The 14,780-nt window shown below is 70.7% G+C and carries 15 protein-coding genes and 1 pseudogene; 6 read left to right on the forward strand and 10 right to left on the reverse strand.

Annotated elements, in window-relative coordinates:
* Window positions 1–340, forward strand: a 340-nt coding sequence (locus tag ACWCO3_RS19670; protein ID WP_450011335.1) for an SDR family NAD(P)-dependent oxidoreductase, incomplete at its 5' end; no start/stop codon positions are given.
* A 45-nt stretch (window positions 341–385) separates the two neighbouring features.
* Complete coding sequence (gene ppk2, locus ACWCO3_RS19675; protein WP_450011337.1) at window positions 386–1,324, forward strand: polyphosphate kinase 2; 939 nt, start codon at window positions 386–388, stop codon at window positions 1,322–1,324.
* Between the two features lie 4 nt (window positions 1,325–1,328).
* Here the strand turns inward: ppk2 and ACWCO3_RS19680 are convergent, their stop codons facing one another.
* The 3 genes from ACWCO3_RS19680 to hrcA form a co-directional block, all read right to left on the reverse strand.
* Window positions 1,329–2,063 (reverse strand): 16S rRNA (uracil(1498)-N(3))-methyltransferase, encoded by a 735-nt coding sequence (locus ACWCO3_RS19680; protein ID WP_357843659.1) that lies wholly within the window; start codon window positions 2,061–2,063, stop codon window positions 1,329–1,331.
* Between the two features lies 1 nt (window position 2,064).
* Window positions 2,065–3,210, reverse strand: a complete 1,146-nt coding sequence (dnaJ, locus tag ACWCO3_RS19685; RefSeq protein WP_030491782.1) for a molecular chaperone DnaJ — start codon at window positions 3,208–3,210, stop codon at window positions 2,065–2,067.
* A 71-nt stretch (window positions 3,211–3,281) separates the two neighbouring features.
* Entirely contained in the window at window positions 3,282–4,304 is a 1,023-nt protein-coding gene (gene hrcA / locus ACWCO3_RS19690) for a heat-inducible transcriptional repressor HrcA (RefSeq protein ID WP_145779411.1), read from the reverse strand.
* A 226-nt stretch (window positions 4,305–4,530) separates the two neighbouring features.
* On the opposite strand from hrcA, the gene ACWCO3_RS19695 reads away from it, so the two are divergent.
* A complete protein-coding gene (locus tag ACWCO3_RS19695; RefSeq protein WP_145779410.1) occupies window positions 4,531–5,163 on the forward strand; it encodes a DUF4870 domain-containing protein in 633 nt (210 codons plus the stop codon).
* Between the two features lie 204 nt (window positions 5,164–5,367).
* On the opposite strand, the gene hemW is transcribed toward ACWCO3_RS19695, so the two are convergent.
* A complete protein-coding gene (gene hemW / locus ACWCO3_RS19700; RefSeq protein WP_450011339.1) occupies window positions 5,368–6,591 on the reverse strand; it encodes a radical SAM family heme chaperone HemW in 1,224 nt (407 codons plus the stop codon).
* 19 nt (window positions 6,592–6,610) lie between these two features.
* Between hemW and ACWCO3_RS19705 the strand changes: the two genes are divergently transcribed.
* A complete protein-coding gene (locus tag ACWCO3_RS19705) occupies window positions 6,611–7,420 on the forward strand; it encodes an enoyl-CoA hydratase-related protein (protein WP_358167242.1) in 810 nt (269 codons plus the stop codon).
* A 90-nt stretch (window positions 7,421–7,510) separates the two neighbouring features.
* Here ACWCO3_RS19705 and ACWCO3_RS19710 read toward each other — a convergent pair whose 3' ends face one another.
* The gene (locus ACWCO3_RS19710; RefSeq protein WP_354886173.1) at window positions 7,511–8,275 is read right to left on the reverse strand and encodes an SDR family NAD(P)-dependent oxidoreductase; all 765 of its coding nucleotides are present in this window, start codon (window positions 8,273–8,275) and stop codon (window positions 7,511–7,513) included.
* Between the two features lie 345 nt (window positions 8,276–8,620).
* Between ACWCO3_RS19710 and ACWCO3_RS19715 the strand changes: the two genes are divergently transcribed.
* Window positions 8,621–9,481, forward strand: coding sequence for a hypothetical protein (locus ACWCO3_RS19715; RefSeq protein WP_145779406.1), 861 nt, complete (start codon window positions 8,621–8,623; stop codon window positions 9,479–9,481).
* A gap of 221 nt (window positions 9,482–9,702) precedes the next feature.
* Entirely contained in the window at window positions 9,703–10,605 is a 903-nt protein-coding gene (locus ACWCO3_RS19720; protein ID WP_088988074.1) for a phytanoyl-CoA dioxygenase family protein, read from the forward strand.
* Window positions 10,606–10,657: 52 nt separating this feature from the next.
* On the opposite strand, the gene ACWCO3_RS19725 is transcribed toward ACWCO3_RS19720, so the two are convergent.
* The 5 genes and pseudogenes from ACWCO3_RS19725 to ACWCO3_RS19745 all read right to left on the reverse strand — a co-directional run.
* Entirely contained in the window at window positions 10,658–11,299 is a 642-nt protein-coding gene (locus ACWCO3_RS19725) for an MOSC domain-containing protein (RefSeq protein WP_145779405.1), read from the reverse strand.
* 35 nt (window positions 11,300–11,334) lie between these two features.
* Window positions 11,335–12,165, reverse strand: coding sequence for a carbohydrate ABC transporter permease (locus ACWCO3_RS19730; protein WP_450011343.1), 831 nt, complete (start codon window positions 12,163–12,165; stop codon window positions 11,335–11,337).
* Window positions 12,162–13,148, reverse strand: a complete 987-nt coding sequence (locus ACWCO3_RS19735) for a carbohydrate ABC transporter permease (protein ID WP_145779403.1) — start codon at window positions 13,146–13,148, stop codon at window positions 12,162–12,164. The genes ACWCO3_RS19730 and ACWCO3_RS19735 overlap by 4 nt, the downstream gene beginning before the upstream one ends.
* Window positions 13,145–14,431: a sugar ABC transporter substrate-binding protein gene (locus ACWCO3_RS19740; protein ID WP_145779402.1), complete on the reverse strand. Its 1,287-nt coding sequence runs from the start codon at window positions 14,429–14,431 to the stop codon at window positions 13,145–13,147. Before ACWCO3_RS19740 ends, ACWCO3_RS19735 begins: the two co-directional genes overlap by 4 nt.
* Before the next feature lie 247 nt (window positions 14,432–14,678).
* Window positions 14,679–14,780, reverse strand: a pseudogene (locus ACWCO3_RS19745) (GlsB/YeaQ/YmgE family stress response membrane protein); the annotation flags it as partial.

Here is a 14,780-nt window from a genome sequence, read left to right on the forward strand (position 1 = left end):
CATCGTCTCGTCCCGAGGCGCGTTCCGGGGTGAACCGCACCAGCCGGCGTACGGGGCCAGCAAGGCAGGGTTGAACGCGCTGGGCCAGTCCCTCGCCGTGGCGCTCGCGCCGTACGGCATCACTGTCGCCACCGTCGCGCCGGGCTTCGTGGCGACCGACATGGTCACCGAGTACCTGCACGGCGAGCAGGGCGCGGCGATCCGGGCGCAGAGCCCGTTCGACCGGGTGGGCCGACCGGAGGAGATCGCGGCCGCGGTGCACTGGCTGGCCTCGCCGCAGGCCGAGTGGGCGTCCGGCACGATCGTCGATCTCAACGGCGCCTCCTACCTGCGCAGCTGATCCCGCACTCGGCGGCAAATCACCTGGTCGAAGAGGTGGCTGGCGGTGCACGGGCGGGTAAAGGCCTCCGACATGGCCGACTCCGCGCTGCTGGACCTCACCGCCGACTACCGGGTGGCCGACGGCCACGACGACGACCCCGTCCTGCTCCGACCCGACGGGACTCCCGTCGAGACCTGGCGCGAGGACTACCCGTACGACGACCGGATGGACCGTGACGAGTACGACCGGGACAAGCGGCTGCTCCAGATCGAGCTGTTGAAACTCCAGGACTGGATCAAGGATTCCGGCGAGCGTCTGGTGATCCTCTTCGAGGGCCGGGACGCGGCCGGCAAGGGCGGCACCATCAAACGCTTCATGGAGCACCTCAACCCGCGCGGCGCGTCGGTGGTGGCGCTCGCCAAGCCGGACGAGCGGGAAGCTGCCCAGTGGTACTTCCAGCGGTGGTTGGCGCACCTGCCGGCGGCCGGCGAGATCGTGCTGTTCGACCGTTCCTGGTACAACAGGGCCGGCGTCGAGCGGGTGATGGGCTTCTGTAGCCGCAAGGAGTACCTGGAGTTCCTGCGGCAGGCCCCGGAGCTGGAACGGATGCTGGTGCGCTCGGGCATCCGGTTGGTCAAGTTCTGGTTCTCCGTCTCCCAGAACGAGCAGCGCACCCGGTTCGCGATCCGTCAGGTCGACCCGGTCCGGCAGTGGAAGCTGTCCCCGATGGACATCGCCTCGCTGGACCGGTGGGACGAGTACACGGAGGCCAAGGAGGCGATGTTCTTCTGGACCGACACGGCCGACGCGCCGTGGACGGTGGTGAAGAGCAACGACAAGAAGCGGGCCCGGCTGGAGGCCATGCGACACGTGCTGAACCGCTTCGACTACACCGGCAAGGATCCCGAGGTGGTCGGCACACCGGACCCGCAGATCATCGGAAACGCCGGGCTGGACCTGGGCCCGGAGGAGGAGGTCGTGCCGGTGTTTCCGAGGCCCTGAACGGTCACCAGCGGCCGAGGCGGGTGGCGAGCACGCTGAGCGCCGCCACGCCGGCGGTCGAGGTGCGCAGCACCGCCGGCCCGAGCCGCACCGGCCGACCGCCGGCCTCGCGGAACGCGGTCAGCTCGGCCGGGGCGATGCCGCCCTCCGGGCCGACCACCAGGACGATCTCACCGGCGGTCGGCAGCTCGGCGGTGGTCAGCCGCTCGTCGGCCTCCTCGTGCAGCACGAACGCGGCGGCGGCACCGGCGATCCGACGGACCACCGTGGCGGTCGACTCGTCGGGCGCGCCGGCCACCACCGGCAACCACGGCCGGCGGGCCTGCTTGGCTGCCTCCCGGGCGGTCGCCACCCACTTCTCCCGTGCGCGTACGCCCCGGTCGCCGCGCCACTGGGTCACCGAGCGCGACGCCGCCCACGGCACGATCTCGTCGACGCCGACCTCGGTCATCGCCTGCACTGCCAACTCGCCCCGGTCGCCCTTCGCGATGCCCTGCACGGTGACGATCCGGGGTACGGGCGCGTCCGCGTACCCCCGGGAGGTGATGGTGACCTCCAGGCTGCCCCGGCCGACGGCGGTGACCACGGCGGCGGCCGTGCCGCCCCGCCCGTCGGCGAGCAGCAGCTCCTCGCCGACGCGCAGCCGCTGCACGGTGGCCGCGTGGTGCCCCTCCGGGCCGTCCAGGGTCAGCGCGTCGCCGGTGGGCAGCGCCTCGACCAGGAACAGCGGTGCGGACACCTCAGGCGTGCCCGTTGAACGCGTCGCGCATCCGCGAGAAGAAGCCGCCCTGCTTGGACAACTCGGCGACCTCCTCACCACGGGTCTTGGCGAAGTCGCGCAGCATCTTCTCCTGGTCCGGGTCGAGCTTGGTCGGGGTCCGCACGTCCAGGTGCACGTAGAGGTCGCCCCGGCCGGTGCCGCGCAGGTGCGGTACGCCCCGGGCGCGCAGTCGCAGCGTGCTGGCCGGCTGGGTGCCGGCCTTGACGTCCACGGTCTCCTCGCTGTCCAGGGTCTTGATGGTCAGCCGGGTGCCCAACGCCGCCGCGGTCATCGGCACGGTGACCCGGCAGTGCAGGTCGTCGCCCTTGCGGGAGTAGACGTCGTGCGGCCGCTCGTGGATCTCCACGTAGAGGTCACCGGCGGTGCCGCCACCGGGGCCCACCTCGCCCTGCTGGGCCAGCCGGATCCGCATGCCGTCCTCGACGCCGGCCGGGATCTTGACGGTCAGCGAGCGGCGGGTCCGCACCCGGCCGTCGCCGGCGCAGGTCGGGCAGGGGTGCGGGATGGTGGTGCCGTAGCCCTGGCACACGGTGCACGGCCGGGCGGAGACGACCTGGCCGAGGAAGGTGCGCTGCACCGACTGCACCTCGCCCCGACCGGCACACGCCTCGCAGGTCGCCAGGTGCGTGCCGGCGGCCGTGCCGGCGCCGGAGCAGGTGGTGCAGAGCACTGCGGTGTCGACGGTGATCGGCGCCTCGACGCCGAACGCCGTCTCGTGCAGGTCGAGTTCGAGTCGCAGGATCGCGTCGGCGCCCGGGCGGGTACGCGGGCGCGGGCCACGGGCGTTGCCCCCGGCACCGCCGAAGAACGCGTCCATGATGTCCTGGAAACCGACGAACGGACCGGCGCCTCCGGGACCCCCGGGGCCGCCGGCACCGCCGCCGCCCGGGGCGAGCGGGTCGCCACCCAGGTCGACGATCTGCCGCTTCCGGTCGTCCGAGAGGACCTCGTACGCGGCGTTGATGTCCTTGAACTTCTCCTGAGCCTCCGGGTCCGGATTGACGTCCGGGTGGAACTGGCGCGCCAGCTTGCGGTAGGCGCGCTTGATCTCGTCATCGGAGGCTTCCCGGCTCACACCGAGAATGCCGTAGTAGTCCCTGGCCACTGCGTTCCGTGTCCTCATGTTCGTCTCGCGTTGCGCCGATCCGGCAGCCGCCGGCCGTCGGCCCTGACTGGTCAGTTCTGGGCCAGCAACTCGCCCACGTAGCGTGCCACGGCGCGCACCGTGGCGATGTTGCCGGGGTAGTCCATCCGGGTGGGCCCCAGCACCCCCAGACCGCCGACGATCGTCGCGCCCGGGCCGTAGCCGGTGCTGACCACCGACGCGGCCCGCAGGTTGTCGAACTCGTTCTCGTCGCCGATCAGCACCCGGGTCGTGCTCGGCTCGGTCTCGCCGATGAGCTTGAGGAGCACGACCTCCTCCTCCAGGGCTTCGAGGATCGGCCGCAGGGAACCCTGGAAGTCGAGCAGACCACCCCGCGTGAGGTTCGCGGTGCCGGCCAGCGCGATGCGTTCCTCGCTCCGCTCGACGAGCGTCTCCAGCAGCACGGTGGAGAGCATGGTCATCGTCGGCCGCAGCTCGGCGGACGACTCGTCGACCAGTGCCTGCACCAGTGGCGGGGTGTCGGACAGCCGGGCCCCGGCCAACTTCTCGTTGACCAGCCGACGCAGGTCGGTGACGTCGTCGGCGGGCACCGGCCGGGGCAACTCCACCAGCCGCTGCTCCACCCGCCCGGTGTCGGCGATCATGACGAGCATCAGCCGGGTGGTGGAGATCGGCACCAGCTCCAGGTGCCGCACCGAGGAGCGGGCCAGGCTCGGGTACTGCACGACGGCCACCTGCCGCGTCAACTGGGCGAGCAGCCGCACCGTGCGGTGCACCACGTCGTCGAGGTCCACCGCTCCGACCAGGAAGCGCTCGATGGCCCGGCGCTCGGCCGGACTGAGCGGCTTGACCCGGGACAACCGGTCGACGAAGAGTCGGTAACCGCGGTCGGTGGGCACCCGGCCGGCGCTCGTGTGCGGCTGCCGGATGTAGCCCTCCTCCTCCAGCACGGCCATGTCGTTGCGGACCGTGGCCGGGGAGACCCCGAGCTGGTGCCGCTCGACCAGCGCCTTGCTGCCGACCGGCTCCTGGGTGGAGACGTAGTCCTCGACGATGGCGCGGAGCACGGCGAGTTTTCGGTCGTCGAGACCCATCCTCCGCACCTCCTGTCGCACGTCGGCCGCCGGCTTCCTGGGCCGGCCGGGCCGTCCTGGCACTCGACTGTAGCGAGTGCCAGTCTACGTCGAGGTACCCGTCGACGCGATGATCAACGGCGGCCCGTCGGTGCGGCCCGCGCCACCTCGCCGGACCCGAACGGCCCACACTGCCGGGAGGTGTTGCTCTGGTGCGGCGTTGCCCGGTGCCCCTACCGTGACATCCATGACTGAACCTCCTCGCCCTCCCGGCGCGGGTGACCCCGGCAACTACCCGCCGGAGCCGACCTCCCCGGGTTCGTACCCGTCGGCCGAGCCACCCACCGCACCACTGTCCGGGGCACCCGGCCCGGGCGGCTATCCCCCGCCCGGTGGCTATCCGCCGCCCACCGGTGACCAACCGCCGTCAGGCGGCTACCCTCCGGCGGGCGGCTACCCTCCGCCCGGGGGCTACCCCCCGCCCGGCGGCGGCTACCCGACCGGTGGCGCGTACGGCGGCCCCGGCGGCGGCTACGCCAACAACGAGGACAAGACCTGGGCGCTCGTCGCGCACTTCGGCGGCGCCGCCGGCATGATCATCAGCGGCGGTGTGCTCGGCTGGATCGGCCCGCTGGTGGCCCTGCTGGCCCGTGGCAACCAGTCCCCGACCGTGCGGACGCACGCCGTGGCGGCGCTCAACTTCCAGCTCATCTGGTCGATCGTCGGCCTGATCGGCTGGGTGCTGTCCTGCATCCTGATCGGCTTCATCGGGGTCGGCGCGGCCATCATCCTCGGCGCGGTGTTCGGCATCCTCGCCGGCATCAAGGCCAACGAGGGGCAGCTCTACCGCTATCCGCTCTCCGCGAGCTTCGTCAAGTGAGACCACGGGCCGGCCGCTCCCCCGGCCGGCCCGCCCCGCTAGGGCCTGTGTCAAAGTCCTCGGTCGAGCCGAGGCGGAGTCCGGGCGGCGGTCCGGTAAGGCGGATGTTCGTTCGGATACCGGTGTTGTATCCGGGCGAATATCCAACGCGGCCGGTCGTCGTCCGGGCCCGCCGCAGGCCGGCCAGGGGCTTTGACAGAGGCCCTAGGGCAGCAGGTCGCGCACGACGGCGTCGGCGAGCAGCCGCCCGCGCAGCGTGAGCACGGCCCGGCCGGCCGCGTACTCGTCGGCGGCCAGCAGGCCGTCGGCCAGTGCCCGCTCGGCACCGGCCCGGCCGGCGGCGTCGAGCACTGTCAACGGCAGGCCGCTGGCGAGGCGAAGCCGCAGCATCACGTCCTCCATGTGCGCCTCGTCTGCCATGAGCACCTCCCGGGCCAGACCCGGAGACGCGCCGGCGGCCAACCGCTGGGCGTACGCGGAGGGGTGCTTGACGTTCCACCACCGCACGCCGCCGACGTGGCTGTGTGCTCCCGGCCCCAGCCCCCACCAGTCCGCGCCGGTCCAGTAGAGCAGGTTGTGCCGGCACCGAGCCTCGTCGGTGGCCGCCCAGTTGGAGACCTCGTACCAGGAGAGTCCGGCCGCGTCGAGCGCGGCCTCCGCGGCCAGGTAGCGGTCCGCGGCCACGTCGTCACTGGGGTACGCCAGTTCGCCGCGCCGCATCCGGGCGGCGAGCCGGGTGCCGTCCTCGACGATCAGGGCGTACGCGCTGACGTGGTCCACCCCGGCGGCGACCACCTGCTCCAACGAGGCGGCGAAGTCCTCGGCCCGTTCTCCCGGCGTTCCGTAGATCAGGTCCAGGTTCACGTGCTCGAACCCGGCGTCGCGGGCTTCCAGCGCGGCGGCGGTGGCCCGGCCGGCGCTGTGTTTGCGGTCCAGGATCGCCAGCACTCCCGGCGACGCGGACTGCATGCCCAGTGAGATCCGGGTGTAGCCGGCAGCCCGCAGCAGCTTCAACGATTCCGGGGTGACCGATTCCGGGTTGGCTTCGGTGGTCACCTCGGCGTCGGCGGCCAACCCCCAGGTGCGGTCGATGCCGTCGAGGATGCGGGCCAGGTCGTCGGCGGGGAGCAGGGTGGGCGTGCCGCCGCCGACGAAGACGGTGTCGACCCGGGGCGGTGGGCTGTCGCCCAGCACCCGGGCGGCGAGCGCCAGCTCGGCCAGGACGGTGTCGGCGTACCCGTCGCGGCTCGCGCCACCGCCCAGCTCGGCTGCCGTGTAGGTGTTGAAGTCGCAGTAGCCGCAGCGACTGGCGCAGAACGGCACGTGGACGTACACGCCGAAGCCGCGCGCGCCGACCGCCGTGGTGGCGGTGGCGGGCAACGATCCGTCGACGGGGACGGTCTCACCATCTGGAAGGACGCCGGGCATGGCCACTAGTGTGCCCGGCATGACCTCTCCCGACGTCCTCGTGCGGGTCGCCACGGCCCGTGGGGTGACCACCCTCACCCTGGACAGCCCACACAACCGCAACGCGCTCTCCACAGCTCTCATGACTCAGCTGCTGGCCGGGCTGGGCGACGCGATCGCCGACGAGACGGTACGGGCGATCGTGCTCGACCACACCGGCCCGGTCTTCTGCTCCGGCGCGGACCTGAAGGAGACGGCCGCCGCGTACGCCAGCGGGACGGTGCCGGCCGGCATGCTGGGTGACGTGCTCGCGGCGATCTGGGAGTGCCCGAAGCCGGTGCTGGCCCGGGTGGGTGGGCCGGCGCGGGCGGGCGGGCTGGGCCTGATCGCCGCCGCCGATCTCGCGGTCTGCGCCGACGAGGCGACGTTCGCGTTCACCGAGGTGCGGATCGGGGTGATCCCGGCGGTGATCTCGGCGACCGTGCTGCCCCGGCTGCACCCGCGTGCCGCGGCCGAGCTGTACCTGACCGGGGACACCTTCGACGGGCGGCGGGCCGCCCAGGTCGGCCTGGTCACGACCTCCGTGCCCGCCGCCGAGCTGGACGCCGCGGTGCGGGGCTACTGCGACTCGCTGGTGCGGGGCGCTCCCGGCGCCTTGGCGGGCGCGAAGGAGTTGCTGCGTCGGCCGGGCACTGCCGAGCTGCGCGCCGACCTGGCCCGGCTGTCCGCCCTGTCGACCAGCTACTTCCTCTCCGACGAGGGGCGCGAGGGAGTCACCGCGTTCCGGGGAAAGAGATTGACTCGATGGGTGGCCGCTCTGGACGGTGGTTCCGCTGATCATGCCGGGTAGGGCCGGGGCTCACCGGTCGGCAGAGCGGGGCCGCCGCCCCGCAGTGACCGTCGTGGGCGCCGCCTTCGGTCGGCGGCGCCCACACCTCGGTCACCACGCGGTCGCGCCGCCGTCGACCGGGTAGTTCGCGCCGGTGATGTAGGACGCCCGGTCGGAGGCCAGGAACACCACCAGTTCGGCGACCTCCTCGGGTTGGGCGAACCGCTTCAGCAGCGTCTTGCCGGTGATCGCGTCCCGGGCCGCCTGGTTGTCACCCAGGTCGCGCTCACTCGCCGGGCTGATGATGGGCCCGGGGCTGACCGCGACCGCCCGGATGCCGTGCGGCGCGCCTTCGAGAGCGAGTTGTCGGGTCAGACCGATGACACCGGCGTTCGCCGCGGTGTGGCCGACCATCGGTGGGACGTGACCGGCGATCGTCCCCGCCATGGAGGCGGCGTTGATGATCACGCCACCACCGCGTCGCACCAGGTGCGGCCAGGCGAACTTCGACACGAAGTACGGAATGTCGAGTTCGCCGGTGATGGTGTACCGCCAGTCCTCGACCGAGAAGTCGGGCATCGGGCCGAAGCGCAGCGCCGCCGCGTTGTTGTAGACCACGTCGAGCCCGCCGTAGGCCGCGACGGCGTCCTCGACGAGTGTGCGCACCTGGTCCGGGTCGGTGAGGTCGACCGGCGCGATGCCCGTCATCTCACCGCCGGCGGCGCGAACGAGTTCGACAGTCTCGTTGTTGCCGTCGACCTGGATGTCGGCGCCGACGACCTTGGCGCCTTCCCGCGCGAAGATCTGCGCGGCGACGCGTCCCAGACCGCCGCCGGTGCCGGTGACGAGTACGACCTTGCCGTCGAGCGTTCCCATGGAACTCCTCCTTGCTCCGTGACCGGTCTGGTCGCCTGGATCGGCGGCCGGACGGGCCAGCGATTGACATGTCAACTGAGGTAACCCCTTGACCGGTCAACCACTTCCCGACGAGCCGAAGCCGTGACCGGCGCGACAGGTCGACCAGGCGGCCACGCACAGTACTGATGGCGGACGGACAGGGCGGGTGCCAGATGCCCCGATTATCGGCATTCCGGCAGGTGAGACCGGGGCCAAAGCGGGAATGTCCCGATCGGCACGCCTCGGCAGAGCCGGTCCCGAACCGCTCAGACGACCCGGAGAGGGCCGCGGGGGACGTACGCTTGTCGGACTGTCGATCTGGGGGTGTGGGTGCGAACTCGGGCAGCCGTGGCGGGTGGAGTGGTGCTGATCCTCGTCGCCGTGATCGCGATCTGGCTCGTCGTACGGCAGGTCGGTGACCGCCTCCAGTTGCCGCTGGCGGCCCGGAAGTGCACAGTGCAGGCCGACGGTCGGGTCGCGCTCGACGCCGACCAGATGGCCAACGCGGCGACCATCGCGGCGATCGGCGCCCAACGCCGCATGCCCGAGCGGGCCGTGGTGGTCGCGCTGGCCACCGCCTACCAGGAGTCGGGGCTCCGCAACCTCGCCGACGGCGACCGCGACTCGGTCGGCCTGTTCCAGCAGCGGCCGAGCCAGGGCTGGGGCACCCCGGCGCAGATCCGCGACCCGCGCTACGCGGCCAACCGGTTCTACGCGGCACTCAAGAAGGTGCGCGGCTGGGAGAAGATGCGCGTCACCGACGCCGCCCAGCGGGTCCAGCGCTCGGCCTTCCCGGAGGCCTACCAGAAGTGGGCCGACGACTCCGAGGTGCTCAGCCGAGCCCTGTTGGGAGACGCCACCGGAGCGGTCGCCTGCACGGTGGGGCGTACCCCGGTGATGCACGGCGCGGCGGCGGCCGCGCAGTTGACCCGCAACCTGGTGCTGGACTGGGGGCTGAAGGGCACCGACCCGGCCGACCCGACCGGGTTGGCGGTCACGCCGGGCGACCAACGCGACGGCTGGCGGTACGCGCACTGGCTGGTGTCCCACGCACAGGATCACGGGGTGAAGCGCGTCCGTTTCGGCGACCTGGAGTGGACCGCCCGAGCGGGCACCTGGGGGCGGGCGAACGGCGGGCAGAGCCCCGCCGGCCAGGTGGTCGCCGAGGTGTTCAACGAGGGCTGACCGGCCCGGATCTCTTAACCGGCAGTCACCGCACAATCGGACAAGTGCCCATCAAAGGCCGTATCGAACACGAAGATCTCACTCTCCGAAGTTCTCCCGCTGCGTGGGGTCCCGCTGCGGCCCACGCATCGAAGACCTCCTCCCCGAGGCCATGTCCGTCGCGTTACGATCGGCGGCCTGTGCCAGAAAATGATTCACCTCATGGGGAGGGGTACGACGCGGTGTTCGATTACGGCGACCGGACCGGTTACGAACCGATCAGCGACACTGACCGCAAGGAGTTCCACGAGCAGGGCTTCCTCCTGCTGCGCAACGTCCTGACGGAGGACCACCGGGCGGCGCTGGAGGCGGCGGTCGACCGCGTCTACGCGGAGGAGCAGGCCAAGGGCACCACCAAGAAGGACGGCACCCTGCACCTGCTGGGCTTCCTGGAGCGCGACGAGCTCTTCGGCGAGCTGCTCACCCACCCGATCGCCTTCCCGTACATGTGGGGGCTGGCCGGCTGGAACATCTACACCCACCACAACCACCTCGACGTCACCCCGCCGGCCGCCGAGCCGGAGAAGCCGTACTGGGGTTGGCACCAGGACGGGTACCGGCAGAACTCCGACCCGGAGACGATGGACCCGAACCTGCCTCGGCCGATGTTCTCGCTGAAGGTCGCGTACGTGCTGTCGGACCTCTCCGAGACCGGCCGCGGCGCCACCAAGGTCATCCCGGGCAGCCACCTGTGGAACTCCCTGGACCGGCCCAAGGACCTCAGCGTGCACAACCCGGACCCGGAGGGCACTGTAGAGATCACCGCCAACCCGGGTGACGCCTTCATCTTCGACCGTCGGCAGTGGCACTCGCGGTCGACGAACCTGTCGACCATCACCCGCAAGATGCTCTTCGTCGGCTACACCTACCGGTGGATCCGTCCGCTGGACGAGCTGCACCCCGACGTGAACGGCGAGTGGTACCGCAACCGCACCCCGGTCCAGCGCCAGCTGATCGGTGAGGGCACCCACACCGCCAACTACTGGGGCATCAACTGGGACGGGTACGTCGACGACGAGATCCCGCTGCGCAAGGAGCTCAAGGAGCGCGGTCTGCTCGACCGCAACATCCCCTGGCTCCGCTGACCCGATCGCGCGAAAGCCCCTGCCGTCTGGTGACGGCAGGGGCTTTCGTGTCTCAGCTGCGGGCGGCGAGGCGGCGGCGGGCCTTCTCCCGGATCGGCTCCGGCAGGTCCTCCGCCTCGAGCAGCCGAGGCAGCAACTCCGGCTCCAGGCTGGTCGCCCGGAACACCTCGCCGATGGTCACACCATGCGCCGGTCGTTCCACCACCTCGACCGGGTCGCCCGGGCCGACCTCCCCCTCGCGCAACACCCGCAGGTAGGCGCCGGGCAGCGCCCGGGCGGTGAACCGCTTGATCAGATCCGGTACGCCCCAGAATCCGGCGAAGGTGGTGCACGGCGTACGCGGCTTGGTGACCTGGAGCAGGGCGGAACCGACCAGCCACTGCTCGCCGATCACCGCGCCGGTCACGTCGACCGCGTAGGTGGACAGGTTCTCCCCGAAGCCACCCGGTCGGACGTCGCGGCCCAGCTCCGCCGACCACCAGGCGGCGTCCTCCTCCGCGTAGGCGTACACCGCCTGGTCGGGGCCGCCGTGATGGGCTCGCTCGCCGATGAAGTCGCCGACCACCCCGTCGACGCGGACCAGCACCGGGCCGTCCACCGGCCGCTTGTCGATGCCGCTGCGACCGCTCGCGTCGCCGGCCCATTCCGCCTCGGTCACCACGCCGAGGTTCACCGCTGCCACCCTGCCCGTCATGGCCGTCAGCATAGGCCCGCCCTTGGGACGTGGGGTCAGCCCTTGACGGCGCCGGCCACCAGGCCGGAGACCATCCGGCGCTGCACCAGCAGGAAGAAAATGATCACCGGCAGGGTGAACAGCGTGGACGCGGCCATCACCGGCCCCCAGTTGGTGTCGTCGCGGCCGAAGAAGAAGGTCATCGCCACCGGCAGCGTGTAGCTCCCCTGGTCGTTGATGAACGTCAACGCGAAGATCAGCTCGTTCCAAGCGGTGATGAAGGAGAAGATGCTGGTGGCCACCAGGCCGGGCGCGACCAGTGGGAAGAGGACCCGCCGGAAGGTCTGGGCCCGACTCGCCCCGTCGATGGCCGCCGCCTCCTCCAATTCCTTGGGCACCGCGGCGACGAATCCGCGCAGCATCCAGACCGCGAACGGCAGCGAGAAGCCGAGGTACGTCAGGATCAGGCTGGGCAGGGTGTTGTAGAGCCCCAGCCGCTGGATCATCAGGAACAGCGGGATGACCAGTGCCTCCAGCGGGATCATCTGCACCACCAACAGCATGATCAGGAAGCTGGTCCGCAGCTTGAAGCGGAACCGGGCCACCGCGGTCGCGGCCAGCAGGGCCACCAGGCCGCTGAGCACCACAGTGGAGACGGCGACCAGCGCGCTGTTGAGGAAGAAGTCGAGGAAGCTCACGCCGGGGATCAGGTTGCCGGTCAGGATCTCCCGGTAGTGCGCCAGCGTCGGGTGGGTCGGCACCGGCTGCGGAGTGGCCGAGAAGATCTCGCTGCTGGGCTTCAGCGACGTGGAGATCATCCAGTAGACCGGGAACGCCGCGAAGAGCGCGACCAACAGGCCGGCTGCGTTGAGGGCGAACTTCTTCATGACTCGTCCTCCTGCCTGAGCACCATCCGAACGTAGAAGCCGGTGACCACGAGCAGGATCAGCGTGAGGATCACCGCGATGGCCGCGCCGAGTCCGTACTTCGGCGGCGGAGAGAAAGCCTCGGCGTACGAGTAGATGGCGAGCATGAACGTCGGCCGGTCCTGGGTGCCGCCGGCCAGCACGAACTGCTGGGTGAAGACCTTGAAGTCCCAGATCGTGGAGAGAATGATCAGGATCCCGAAGACCGGGCGCAGCAACGGGAAGGTGATCTTCCAGAAGACCCGCCACGGGCTCGCGCCGTCCACCCGGGCCGCCTCGTGCAGCTCGCTCGGCACGCTCTTCAGACCGGCCAGCACACTCACCGCGATGAACGGGAACGAGTGCCAGACCACCACCAGGGTGAGGATGGCGAAGAAGAGCAGCGGCGAGTTGAACCAGCCGTAGCCGGTCCAGTCGCTCCGACCGAACAGGGCGTTCGAGAGCCCGTCCGGCAGGGCGTTGAACAGCCACGTGGCGAGGCCGCTCGTGTCGTCGAAGATCCACTTCCAGACGATGGTGCCGGTCAGCGCCGGGGTGGCCCAGGCAAGCATCACGCAACTGGCCACGAAGGTCGCCATCTTGCGACCGAGCCGGTTGAGCAGGAGGCCGACCAGGGTGCCGAGGACCATGGTGAGCAGCACGTTGGCCGCGGCGAACAGGACCGTGTTGCGCAGCACGGTCAGAAAGAACGGGTCGGTGAGGATGTCGGCGTAGTTGCCCAGCCCCACCCAGGGCCACTCGCGGTCGCCGCGCAGCTGCCGGACGTTGTTCAGCCGGTAGAAGGACATCACCACCACCTGGCCGAGCGGCCAGAGCAGCAACACCCCGATGATCACCAGCGCGGGCAGGAGCAGCAGGTAGGGCAGGCGGTCCACCCGGCGACGCCGCCGCGCGGGGGTCTCCCGCGCGGCGGCCGTCTCCGGGTTTTTTGTCTGTGAGCTCACTTGCTGTTCAAAATGCCTTCCATCTCGGCGGCCGCATCGGCGGTGGCCTTCTCGACCGTCTTCTGACCCTTCATGACCGAGCTGTTCATCGCCTGGGTCACCGTCTTGGTCCGGCTGACCTCCACCCACTTCGGGGTGAGCGGCGTGAGCTTGGTGTTCTGCATGGTGGTGGCGAACGCCGCCATGACCTTGTCATTGGCGTAGGTGTCACCCGCGACCAGATCCTGGTAGACCGGGAAGAACCCGAGGCTGCTCGCGAAGCTCTGCGCGTTCTTCTTGTTCAGCAGCACGGTCAGGTAGTCCCAGGCCAGGTCCTGCCGCTCGCTGTCCTTCCAGATCGCCACGTCCGAGCCACCGGCGAAACCGGGTGCCGCCTTGCCGTCCGGGCCGGGGATCGGGAACGTACCCCAGACCTTCTCGATCTCGGGGTTGTCCTTCTTGATGGCGCCCTGCTGCCAGCTTCCGGCGAAGGCCATCGCCGCCTTGCCGGTGGCGAACTGGGTCCGCGCGTCGATCTCGTTCCAGCCGGCCGCCGCGGGCGGGGCGACCTTGTGCACGGTGACCAGGTCGGTCCAGTACTTGACGGCCTTCTGCGCCTCCGGCGTGGTGTAGCCGGACTTCCAGGTGCCGCCCTGGTTGTTGGCGATCTCGCCGCCGGCACCCCAGAGGAAGGAGTAGAAGGGCAGCTCGGAGTTGCCGGGAAGGGCGATGCCGTAGGTGCCCTTCTTCTTCGCCTGCACGGTCTTGGCCACGGTGACCAGGTCGTCCCAGGTCTTCGGGGGCTGCACGCCGGCCTCGGCGAACCAGTCGGTGCGGTAGTAGATCGCGCGCACCCCGGCGTACCAGGGGACGCCGTACTGCTTGCCGTCGAGCTGCGCGTTACGGACCAGGTCGGGCAGCAGGTCCTTGCCGTCGGCCCAGCCGCCCATCCGACCACTCACGTCGGCGAGCGCCTCCTGGGCCGCCCAGCCCTGGGTCTCGGTGTTGCCCAGCTCGGTGATGTCCGGGCCCTCACCGCCGGCGAGCGCCGCCTGGAACTTCTTGGGCGCCTCCAGCCAGGGGATGTACTGCACCACCACGTCGGTGTCGGGGTGCTTCTGGCGGAACTCCGTCTCGACGGAGTCGAGGAAGGTGTTCTGCGCCTCGCCGCCCTCGCCCATCATCCAGACCGTGAGCTTGCTGTCGTCGGCAGCGTCCTCGCCGGAGCCCCCACAGCCGGTCAGCACCATCGCGGCCGAGGCCACCATGGCGGTGACCGGGGCCAGCCGCTTCCACCTGTTCACGCCACTTCTCCCCTCGCGCCGCTTGGAACTAACCTTCTCCGCCGCACCCTAGTACGGAGAATTCCTTTACGACAGTGGGCGGGACTGGCCGAAGCGTGGCGACCGTACCGCAGCGGCCCGACCAACGCCCCTGCGGCACCGGGTCGAAGTCGGGCACATCCGCACGAAAGAGCGCCCGGCCGAGGCCGGGCGCTCTTTCGATTGGTGCTGTCTTGTCAGTGCTGTCCTGCCAGGTGATGCAGGGTCGTTATCGCGTGACGCGGCGACGCCCACCGACACCGGCCACCAGCGCGACCGCGATCGCCGCGACGACCACCTGAACCAGCAGCTCCGTCCAGTCCACACCAGC

The organism is Micromonospora sp. NPDC002411 (assembly GCF_053592955.1).